Annotated in this window: 9 protein-coding genes; all 9 read left to right on the top strand. The window is 69.5% G+C overall.

What is annotated here, in order from left to right; translation table 11 throughout:
- The first annotated feature begins 8 nt into the window (after window positions 1-8).
- The 9 genes from CGL27_RS09690 (at window position 9) to CGL27_RS09650 (ending at window position 9931) form a co-directional block, all read left to right on the top strand.
- Window positions 9-842: an arylamine N-acetyltransferase gene (locus CGL27_RS09690; RefSeq protein ID WP_078644698.1), complete on the top strand. Its 834-nt coding sequence runs from the start codon at window positions 9-11 to the stop codon at window positions 840-842.
- 59 nt (window positions 843-901) lie between these two features.
- A complete protein-coding gene (locus CGL27_RS09685; protein ID WP_119985967.1) occupies window positions 902-1972 on the top strand; it encodes a 3-dehydroquinate synthase family protein in 1071 nt (356 codons plus the stop codon).
- Window positions 1969-3243: a 3-deoxy-7-phosphoheptulonate synthase gene (locus CGL27_RS09680; protein WP_119985965.1), complete on the top strand. Its 1275-nt coding sequence runs from the start codon at window positions 1969-1971 to the stop codon at window positions 3241-3243. Before CGL27_RS09685 ends, CGL27_RS09680 begins: the two co-directional genes overlap by 4 nt.
- Window positions 3240-4073: a shikimate dehydrogenase gene (locus tag CGL27_RS09675; RefSeq protein ID WP_119985963.1), complete on the top strand. Its 834-nt coding sequence runs from the start codon at window positions 3240-3242 to the stop codon at window positions 4071-4073. Before CGL27_RS09680 ends, CGL27_RS09675 begins: the two co-directional genes overlap by 4 nt.
- A 191-nt stretch (window positions 4074-4264) precedes the next feature.
- Window positions 4265-5425, top strand: coding sequence for a 3-amino-5-hydroxybenzoate synthase (rifK, locus tag CGL27_RS09670; RefSeq protein ID WP_078644705.1), 1161 nt, complete (start codon window positions 4265-4267; stop codon window positions 5423-5425).
- Window positions 5422-6522 carry a Gfo/Idh/MocA family oxidoreductase gene (locus tag CGL27_RS09665; protein WP_119985961.1) on the top strand — a complete coding sequence of 367 codons (1101 nt, stop codon included), beginning with the start codon at window positions 5422-5424 and terminating at the stop codon, window positions 6520-6522. The genes rifK and CGL27_RS09665 overlap by 4 nt, the downstream gene beginning before the upstream one ends.
- Window positions 6519-7217: an HAD-IA family hydrolase gene (locus tag CGL27_RS09660; RefSeq protein ID WP_119985959.1), complete on the top strand. Its 699-nt coding sequence runs from the start codon at window positions 6519-6521 to the stop codon at window positions 7215-7217. Before CGL27_RS09665 ends, CGL27_RS09660 begins: the two co-directional genes overlap by 4 nt.
- A gap of 7 nt (window positions 7218-7224) precedes the next feature.
- The gene (locus tag CGL27_RS09655) at window positions 7225-8154 is read left to right on the top strand and encodes an ROK family protein (protein ID WP_240450429.1); all 930 of its coding nucleotides are present in this window, start codon (window positions 7225-7227) and stop codon (window positions 8152-8154) included.
- 79 nt (window positions 8155-8233) lie between these two features.
- Window positions 8234-9931 (top strand): AMP-binding protein, encoded by a 1698-nt coding sequence (locus CGL27_RS09650; RefSeq protein WP_119985955.1) that lies wholly within the window; start codon window positions 8234-8236, stop codon window positions 9929-9931.
- The last annotated feature ends 93 nt before the right edge of the window (window positions 9932-10024 follow it).

Here is a 10024-nt window from a genome sequence, read left to right as displayed (position 1 = left end):
GCGCATAGGTGCGGAGCTGGACCAGAGTCAATGCAAACGTTGTTTCCTTCCCGGATGAAGTGGAGTTCGGCGTGTTCGTCAAAAAAGATTATCTGCAGCGCATAGGTTACGAAGGATCCGGCATTCCGAACCTTCACACCCTGGCGGAACTTCAGTGGCTGCATCTCTGCAGTCTCCCCTACGACACCGGATACATTCTGCATCAGCCGTACGAGGATTTTGACATGCCCCGCGTATTCGAAGCAGTGATGAAACGGGGCGGAGTCTGTTTCGAGTTGAATTTCCTCTTCCATCGTCTCCTTGTCGAGATGGGATTCGATGCGCACGTGAATTCTGCCAGCACGGCTCTCCCCGGCGGCCAGTGGGGTTCCGAGATCGAGCACATGGCTATCCGTGTCCGTATAGACGACGTGGATTGGCTCGTCGACGTCGGGCACGGAAGCGTGGCCATCACGGAGCCCCTGCGTATCGATGAACAGGGGGGAAGCGTGGTTCAGATGGGCACGGAGTTCCGCTTGGCCACGCGGGGCGAGTGGCGCGTCCTTCAGTACAAGCCAAAGGGCAGGGATTGGCGTGACGCGTATCGGATGAAAATCAAAGATCGTGCCATTTCCGATTGGAATACGTGGCGAGAAGAACTGCCGCCCGACGCGGACCCTGTGGTGCCGCGAAAGCGGCGACGCGGTGTGGAGAACGGGCAGGTGACCCTCGTCGCCAATCTCTTCAGGTCCATCATCGGGGGCGAGGAGACGGTGAAGCACGTACGTGATGAAGCAGAGCTGATCGAGATCATGACTACTTACTGGGGAGAGTCCGCACCTATCGTCGGATACGAACGGTGACATTGTCGCTGCCGCCCCGCCCCGTATGAAACAGGCCTTGAATGAGAGAGCGAGACGGCGTGAGAGGCCAGATCCCGGTGAGCATCGGCGACCGTTCGTACGATGTGCTGGTCGGCCGGCGGGTGCGTTCCTCGCTGGCCGAAGTGATCCAGGGCCTCGGCGCCCGGCGGGTCGCCGTCGTGTCAGCCCGGCCCGCGCAATGGGTGCCCGACACCGGCGTGGAGACCCTGCTGCTGCCCGCCCGCGACGGTGAGCGGGACAAGACCCTCGCCACCGTCGAGGCACTGTGCGCGGAGTTCGTACGCTTCGGCCTCACCCGCAACGACGCGGTCGTCTCCTGCGGGGGTGGAACCACCACCGATGTCGTCGGCCTGGCCGCCGCCCTCTACCACCGGGGCGTGCCAGTGGTGCATCTGCCGACCACGTTGCTGGCGCAGGTCGACGCGAGCGTCGGCGGTAAGACGGCGGTCAACCTGCCCTCCGGTAAGAACCTGGTGGGCGCCTATTGGCAGCCTGCCGCCGTATTGTGCGACACCGAGTACCTGTCCACCCTGCCCCGGCGCGAGATGCTCAACGGCTTGGGCGAGATCGCCCGCTGCCATTTCATCGGCGCCGGCGACCTGCGCGAGCTCGGCCTCACGGAGCGTATCGCGGCCAGTGTGACGCTCAAGGCCGGCGTCGTCTCGGCCGATGAGCGCGACACCGGTCTGCGGCACATCCTCAACTACGGCCACACCCTGGGCCACGCGCTGGAATCCGCCAGCGGCTTTGCGCTTCGGCACGGCGAGGCCGTCGCTGTCGGCACGATTTTCGCGGGCCTGCTCGCCGGCGCTCTGGACCGGATCGGCCCCGGGCGGGTGGCGGAGCACCGGGAGGTCGTCGAGTTCTACGGCCTGCCGGCCGCGCTGCCCGAGGAGATCGAGACAGCTGAGCTGATCCGCCTGATGCGCAGGGACAAGAAGGCGCTCACCGGCCTCGCGTTCGTCCTCGACGGCCCCAGCGGCGTGGAGCTGGTCCACGACGTATCCGAACAAGTCGTCGCCGATGTCCTGGAGTCCATGCCACGGCAGCCACTCGGCCGACTCGTCGAGCCGGCACACTTCCACGGAACAGGAGATCCGCTGGCATGACGCGCTCATCAGAGGCAGCGCACGGCGAGGCCCGGGTCTGGGCCACGCGGGAGCCAGGACTCGCGGACCGCCTCGCCGCGGCCCTGGACAGACGTGCGGCGCAGCAGCCTGAGTGGCCGGACCTCACCCTGGCCCGGATGGTGATGGACCGGCTGCGCGACGCACCCCCGATCGTGGCCGAGTCCGAGACTGCACAGCTCTCCGAGAAATTTGCGGCGGTCGCCCGCGGCGAGGCATTCCTGCTGCAGAGCGGGGACTGCGCGGAGACCTTCGCCGAGACCACCGAACCGCACCTGCGGGCCAACCTCAGCCTCCTGAAGCGCATGGCCCTGATCCTGACCCACGCCGCTGAGCTGCCGGTGATTCCCCTCGCCCGCATGGCCGGCCAGTACGCGAAGCCACGCTCCCAGCCCGCCGATGCGGACGGCCTACCGGTCTACCGAGGTGACATGGTCAACTCCGCCGCACGCATCCTTGCCGCCCGCACTCCCGACCCCGAGCGGATGCTGCGCGCCCACAAACATGCGGCTCGCGCGATGGCGCTCGCCCGCCGGGCCGGACAGATCTATGTGAGCCACGAGATGCTCCTGCTCGACTACGAATGCGCCCCACTCCACATCGCCAGGTTCACCACCGGTCCGGAGCCTCTGCTCGCCAGCCCACTCGCCCACTTCCTGTGGATCGGTGAGCGCACGCGAGGCCTCGACGGCGCGCACCTCGCCGTCGCCGAACTACTCGCCAACCCCATCGGGGTGAAGATCGGGCCCGGCACCACCCCGGAACAAGCCGTCGAGTACGTCCGCAGGCTCGACCCCCACGGCACGCCCGGGCGGCTGACGCTGATCAGCAGAATGGGCCACGCCCTGGTCCGCGAGGTGCTGCCGCCGATAGTGGAGAAGGTCACCGCCACCGGCCACCAGGTGGTCTGGCAGTGCGACCCGATGCACGGCAACTCCCGCACGACCGCAGGCGGTCGCAAAACCCGCCACTTCGACGACATCGTCGCGGAGATCAGCGGCTTCTTCGACGTCCACCGCACCCTCGGCACTCACCCCGGCGGCATCCACCTCGAGGCGACCGGCGAGGACGTCACCGAGTGCCTGGGCGGGGCCTGCGGCCTGGGTGAGGACGACCTTTCGGCCCGCTTCCGTACCGCCTGCGACCCCCGCCTGAACGAGGAGCAGGCCATCGAGCTCGCCTACACCGTCGCCGATCTGCTCGCTGCTGCTGTCCGGCCGGTCACCGACACAGGCTCTCGGAACCCGAGATGACCGCCACCGCCCCGTCGCCGCAGCCCTCGATCAGCGGCACCACCCGCTTGTACGCCGTCGTCGGCGATCCGGTTGCACAGGTCCAGTCTCCCGGCCTGCTCAATCCGCTCTTCGCCGACCAGGGACTCGACGCGGTGCTGGTGCCGGTGGAGGTTCGCCCTGACGATCTGGAACAGGTCATCCGCGGCCTGCAGCGCATCGGCAACCTCGACGGCATCTTCGTCACCGTCCCCCACAAGGCGGACGCCGCCCGACTCGCCGACCGGCACAGCCGCACTGTCGAGATCGCCGGAACGTCCAACGTGCTGCGCCGCGAGACCGACGGCAGGTGGTTCGCCGAGAACTTCGACGGTGCCGGTTTCGTGGCCGGCCTCGCCCGTGCCGGGCACGAGATTCGCGGCAGCCGGGTCGCGCTCGCCGGGGCCGGCGGAGCGGGCAGCGCCATCGCGGCGGCGCTGCTGACGGCCGGCGCGACCCGGATCGCCGTGACCGACCCGGACCGGCCCAAACTGGACGCACTCGTCGGCCGGCTCGCCAGGTACTGGCCCGGCCGGGTACACGCCGTTGCCGAACCGGCCCTGAACGACAGCGACCTCGCGGTCAACGCGACCCCGCTCGGGCTGCGATCCAGCGACCCGCTGCCGTTCCCGCCCGAAGCGCTCGCCCCCGGAGCGGCCGTGGCCGACATCATCATGAAACCCCACGAGACGCCTCTGCTGCGGCAGGCCGCCGCCCTTGGCCACCACGTCCACCACGGCATTGACATGCTGAAAGGGCAAGTGGAGTTCTACTGCGAGTTCTTCGGTCTGCGCGCACCCGGGACCGGCTGACGCCCGCACCGGCCACACTCGCACGTCCAGCCGGCCCACATCCGGGCGGACGGCTACCAAGCCGAGGGATGCGGGGCGGTAAGAGCGGTGCCTACCGTGAACGTCGCACATCCGGCCACGTGCCCCGCCCCGCGCTATGCCGTCCGTCGGCCATCGGCCGAGAAATGTTCGAAATGAAGATTTGGAGACGCATGAACGCGCGACCGACACCAGAGTTCCCCACCTGGCCGCAGTACGACGACGGCGAGCGCACCGGCCTGATCCGGGCCCTGGAGCAGGGCCAGTGGTGGCGCATGGGAGGGTCGGAGGTGGACTCCTTCGAGAGTGAGTTCGCGGACTTCCACGGCGCCCCACACGCTTTGGCCGTCACCAACGGCACCCACGCCCTGGAGTTGGCGTTGCAGTGTCTGGGCGTCGGGCCGGGCACCGAGGTCATCGTGCCGGCCTTCACCTTCATCTCCTCCTCCCAGGCCGCTCAGCGGCTGGGAGCGGTTGCCGTCCCCGTCGACGTCGATCTCGATACCTACAACATCGACGTGGCTGCCGCGGCTTCCGCCGTCACCCCCCTCACCAAGGTGATCATGCCTGTGCACATGGCGGGGCTCATCGCCGACATGGACGCGCTCGGCGAACTCTCCGCTGACACCGGTGTGCCTCTTCTCCAGGACGCCGCCCACGCACACGGTGCCCGCTGGCAGGGCAAACGGGTGGGCGAGTTGGGTACGGTCGCCTCGTTCAGCTTCCAGAACGGCAAGCTGATGACCGCCGGCGAGGGCGGTGCGCTGCTCCTGCCCGACGAGGAGACCTACGAGGCCGCGTTCCTGCGGCACAGTTGTGGCCGGCCACGTACCGACCGCCGATACATGCACCAGACCGCCGGCACCAACATGCGGCTCAACGAGTTCTCCGCGGCCGTGCTCCGCGCCCAGCTGGGCCGCCTCGACGCCCAGATCACGCTCCGCGATCAGCGCTGGACGCTGCTGTCCCGGCTGCTCGGTGAGATCGACGGCGTCGTACCCCAGGGCAGCGACCCGCGCGCCGACCGGAACTCTCACTACATGGCGATGTTCCGGATCCCTGGCATATCCGAGGAGGCCCGCAACGCCCTCGTCGACACGCTCGTCGAGGCCGGCCTGCCCGCCTTCGCCGCCTTCCGGGCGATCTACCGCACCAACGCGTTCTGGGAGACAGCCGCGCCCGACACCACCGTCGACAAGCTCGCCGAAAGCTGCCCGCACACCGAGGCGATCAGCACCGACTGCATCTGGCTGCACCATCGAGCGCTGCTCGCCTCAGAGGAAGCCCTCTATGCCACAGCCGAGATCATCGCCGACGCCTTGGCCGCACGGTGAGGGTCCGGGCTGCCGTCGTCGGGCTCGGCTGGGCGGGCCGCGACCTATGGCTCAGGCTGCTGCGCGAGCACAAGGACTTCGAGGTGGTCGCCGGCGTCGACCCCGACCCCGGCTCCCGGGCGGCGGCTGTGGCCACCGGGCTGCGCGCCCACTCCACCGTGGACGCCCTCGATCCCTGCGCGATCGACATCGCCGTCGTCGCGGTACCCAACCATCTGCACGCTGAGGTCGCGGCCGCCCTGCTCCGTCGAGGGATCTCCGTCTTCCTGGAGAAGCCGGTCTGCCTCACCGCTGCCGAGGCCGACGCCCTCGCCGCGGCCGAACGCAACGGCGCGGTGCTGCTCGCCGGCAGTGCCGCCGCCCACCGCGGCGACATCCGCGAGCTCTCCGGGCTGCTTCCCCAGCTCGGCCGGATCCGCCATGCCGACCTGACCTGGGTCAGGGCGCGCGGAGTGCCCCAGCCCGGCGGCTGGTTCACCCAGCGCAGCAGGGCCGGTGGCGGTGCGCTCGTCGACCTCGGCTGGCACCTTCTCGACGTCCTCGCCTTCCTCCTCGGCCCCGCCCCCGTCGCCCAGGTGATCGGCTCGATCTCCGACGACTTCGTCAGCAGCGGAGCCTGGTCCGCCACGTGGCGTGAGGACCGGCTCACCGACGCCCCGACCGGCGACGTCGAGGACACCGCCCGCGGTTTCCTGGTCCGCGAGGACGGTATCTCTGTCTCGTTGCGGGCCAGCTGGGCCTCACACGAGGCGCTGGACGGCTCCGTCATCACCATCGAGGGCAGCGATGGAACGGCGCGGCTGCACTGCACCTTCGGCTTCAGCCCGAACCGGGCTCCCGAATCGGTGCTCACCCTCACGCAGGATGGCTCCACACAGCGGATCCCGCTGCCCGCCGAACCCATCGGCATTGAGTACGGTCGCCAGCTCGACGGCCTCACCCGGCTCCTGGCCGACCCGGGCCGACGAGGCCAGGCCGTCGCCCAGGCCCGCAGCACCGTCCGGTTGATCGAAAGCTTCTATGCATCGGCGCGCGCTGCCCCACCCGTGGATCGCGCGTCCGAATTCACCGCCCACAAAGAGGTGAGGATCGCATGACCAGAGGGCCGGAATTCCATGCGGCACCGACCATCGAACAGCGCCCCCCGGTCCCCAGACACGCTGTCATCTTCGATCTCGACGGGGTCGTCGTCGACAGCTTCGAGGTGATGGGTGAGGCGTTCTCCCTGGCGTACGCCGAGGTCGTCGGCACCGGCGAGGCACCTTTCGAGGAGTACCGGCGCCACCAGGGCCGCTACTTTCCCGACATCATGCGGATCATGGGCCTTCCGCTGGAGATGGAAGAGCCCTTCGTCCGCGAGAGCTACCGGCTCGCCGACCGCGTCCAGGTGTACGACGGTGTCGTCGACGTCCTGCGGACGCTGAACGAACGCGGCCTCCGGCTGGCCATCGCCACCGGCAAGGCAGGCGAGCGCGCCCGGTCCCTGCTCGATGTCCTCGGCCTGCTCCCGTACTTCGCCCACGTCATCGGCTCCGACGAGGTGCCCCGGCCCAAGCCCGCCCCTGACATCATCAGACGCGCACTCGAACTCCTCGAGGTTCCGGCGGAGCGGGCCATCATGATCGGCGACGCCCCCACCGACCTGGCCAGCGCTCACAGCGCCGACGTCACCGCCGCAGCCGCGCTGTGGGGTTGCCAGGCAGGGGCCGAATTGCTCGCCGCCGGCCCCGATGTCGTCCTGCGGTGGCCCGTCGACCTGCTCGCCCTCTGCCCGGCTCTGCCCGGCCACTGAACCGCCAGTGGCAGCCGCACCGCCGTCCTGGCACCTCGGCATCGACATAGGGGGCACCAAGGTCGCCCTGCGCGCCGAGTCGGCAGACGGACGCACCGAGGAGCACACGTTCCTCTGGCCGAACGACCAGGACGGACCGGACCGAGACCTGGCCCTGTTGTCAGAGGGCGTCGCCACCCTGGCGGCCCGGACGGGTGACGGTTTCCAGGCCGCAGGGGTCGCCGTCCCCGCCACGGTGGGCCCGGACGAGCAGGTCGTCTCCTGGCCCAGCCGACCGTCCTGGACCGGCCTCGCCCTCGGTCCCGTACTGCGTGTCCTCGTACCCGGAGCGGCCATCGCCTGGGCGGACGACGGCGACGTGGCCGCCCTCGCCGAGGCCGAGGCGGCCGACTGCGCCGACCTGCTCTACATCGGCGTCGGAACCGGCATCGGCGGCGGCCTGCTCCTGGGCGGCCGCCTCTGTCCCGGCCCGGGTCGGGGCTCCTTCGAACTGGGCCATCTGGTCGTCGCGTCGGGCGGTCCGGTGTGCGTCTGCGGCCGTCAGGGCTGCCTCCAGGCGATCGCCTCGGGCCCGGCCACTCTGGCCCGGGCCCGCGAACTGTACGGCGCGCCGGTCACCTACGAAGAGCTGCGCGAAGCCCTCCGTACCGCCCGCCCGTGGGCTATGGCCGCGATCGACGGCACCTGCCAGGCCCTGGCCACCGCCATCATGGGGGTCACCGAACTGCTGCACCCCGGCCTCGCTGTGATCGGAGGCGGATTCACGGCAGGCATCGACAACCTGGTCGAGCGCGTAGCCACCCACCTGACACCCATGTCGCGCTCAGGCTGCCCCGCCCCGCCCGTCGCCGCGGCGCGGCTGGGCGGCCTTTCGTCCCTCCGAGGCGCGGTCCTGCTTGCCCGAGCCGTCACAGCCGGAGCCGTACCGCTTCTGTAGCTGCCGCTGCCCCGGTTCGCGGGGACACACGCGGCGCCGCATCTACGACACCCCCGCTCTTCATCAAGAGGAGGCATGAATGTACGAACGTCAGTCCGTCTTCGCCGACATCCAGGATCCGCTGTGGCCACCCACCGCCGTCCGGCCGTCCGCCGAAGCCATCGAGAGATATCGGCGGGAGGGCCAGTGGCGCGCTGAGCACTTCCTGACGGATCTGCATCGGCACCGCCGGGAGCGGCCGGGCGAGATCGCCGTCATCGGTTATCGCGCGGACGGCACCACCGAGACGTTGTCGTGGTCGCGGTATGCCGATCAGGTTGAGCAGTTCGCGTCGGCGTTGCGCGCGCTCGGTGTGGGGCCGGGCCAGGTCGTCGCCGTCCAGTTGCCGAACTGGTGGGAGACCAGCGCGCTGATCCTGGCCGTCATGCGTACCGGTGCGGTGGTCGCCCCGGTCACCGCGGCGCTGCGCGGCCGGGAGCTGGAGAAGGTGCTGGCTCAGCTGCGCGTCACGGTCGTGGTGACGGTCGGGGAATGGTATGGCTACGACTATGCCGGAGCGCTTGCCGAGATGGCGGAACGCCTGCCGCACCTGCGGCATCGGGTGGTCGCCGGTCGCGATGCCGGTCCTGGCGAGATGGATTTTCAAGACCATTTCCAGCGTACGCCGTGGGCGCAGCAGTACCCGATGCCACTGGACGAACCGGTGGATCCCGACCAGGTGGCTCTGGTGCTGTTCACCGCCGGGACGACGGGGGAGCCGAAGGGTGTGCTGCACACCTCCAACACGATGTCGGCCGCGGCCGGCGCGATCGTCGGCGAGGAGCGGATCAGCGGCTCGGAGGCGTCCTACACGCCGCACAGTCTGACGAGTATCCTCAGCATCACCGTCTCTCTCGTGTCTCCTCTGCTCAGCGGTAGCCGGGCGGTGCTGTTCGACAAGTGGGCGCCCGGCCGGATCGCGGAGATCGTCGCGGAGGCGCGGGTGAGCATCATCACCGCCGCCGCGTCGTTCATCGACATGATCGTGCGGTCCGCGGTCGCCGCCGGTAACGACACGTCGTCGCTGCGGTATCTGTTCTCGGAGGGCGCGCCGATCCCGCCGAAGCTGGTTCGGGAGGTGTACGAGGAGCTGGGCGTGCCTTTGCGGGCCACGTACGGCATGACCGAGCTGCCGATCGGGACCTGGACGCGCCCGAGCGACCCGCCGGACTGGGCCGCCCACAGTGACGGGCGTCCCGGGCCGGCTGCGGAGATCGACCTGCGCGCCGATGGCGAGGTCAGCAAGGCGAACCCGGCCGTGCTGTATGTGCGTGGCGCCGGGGTCTGTGTGGCGTTCGTCGGCCTGGACACCGGCGCGGTCGAGATTCTCTGCGACCGCGACGACGGCTGGCTCGACACCGGCGACCTGGTCGTGCCGGACGGCCGCGGCGGGATCCGGCACGTCGGCCGGGTCGCGGACCGCATCGGCGACGGCTTCATGATCCCGGTCGTCGACGTCGAGGCCCAGGTGCTCGAGCACCCGGCCGTCGCGGCCGTCGCGATCGTCGGCTACTTCGACGCGGTCGGTAAGGAGACCGGATGCGCGGTCATCGTCGCCGCCGGCCCGCCCCCGACGCTCGAACAGCTCCGCACGTACCTCACGGCCCAGGGCATGACCGAGGCTTACCAGCCGACGCGCCTCGAGGTCGTACCGGTGCTGCCGCGCAACGCCAACGGCAAAGTCCTCAAGCGTGAGCTCCGGTGGCGGGTGCAGGAACAGTTCGGTCACCCCGTCTAGCCCCAACGCCGCGACTCTGTTGGTGATGTTGGCGGGGTCATGGCTCCCGGTGAGGCGGCTGTCGACCGAGGACAGAAGCCTGACCGGGAGCCT

The sequence above is a fragment of the Streptomyces sp. 11-1-2 genome (assembly GCF_003595545.1).
Taxonomy (GTDB): domain Bacteria; phylum Actinomycetota; class Actinomycetes; order Streptomycetales; family Streptomycetaceae; genus Streptomyces; species Streptomyces hygroscopicus_B.
The sequence above is the reverse complement of the archived record's forward strand: the minus strand, read 5'-3'. Positions and strand labels throughout refer to the sequence as shown.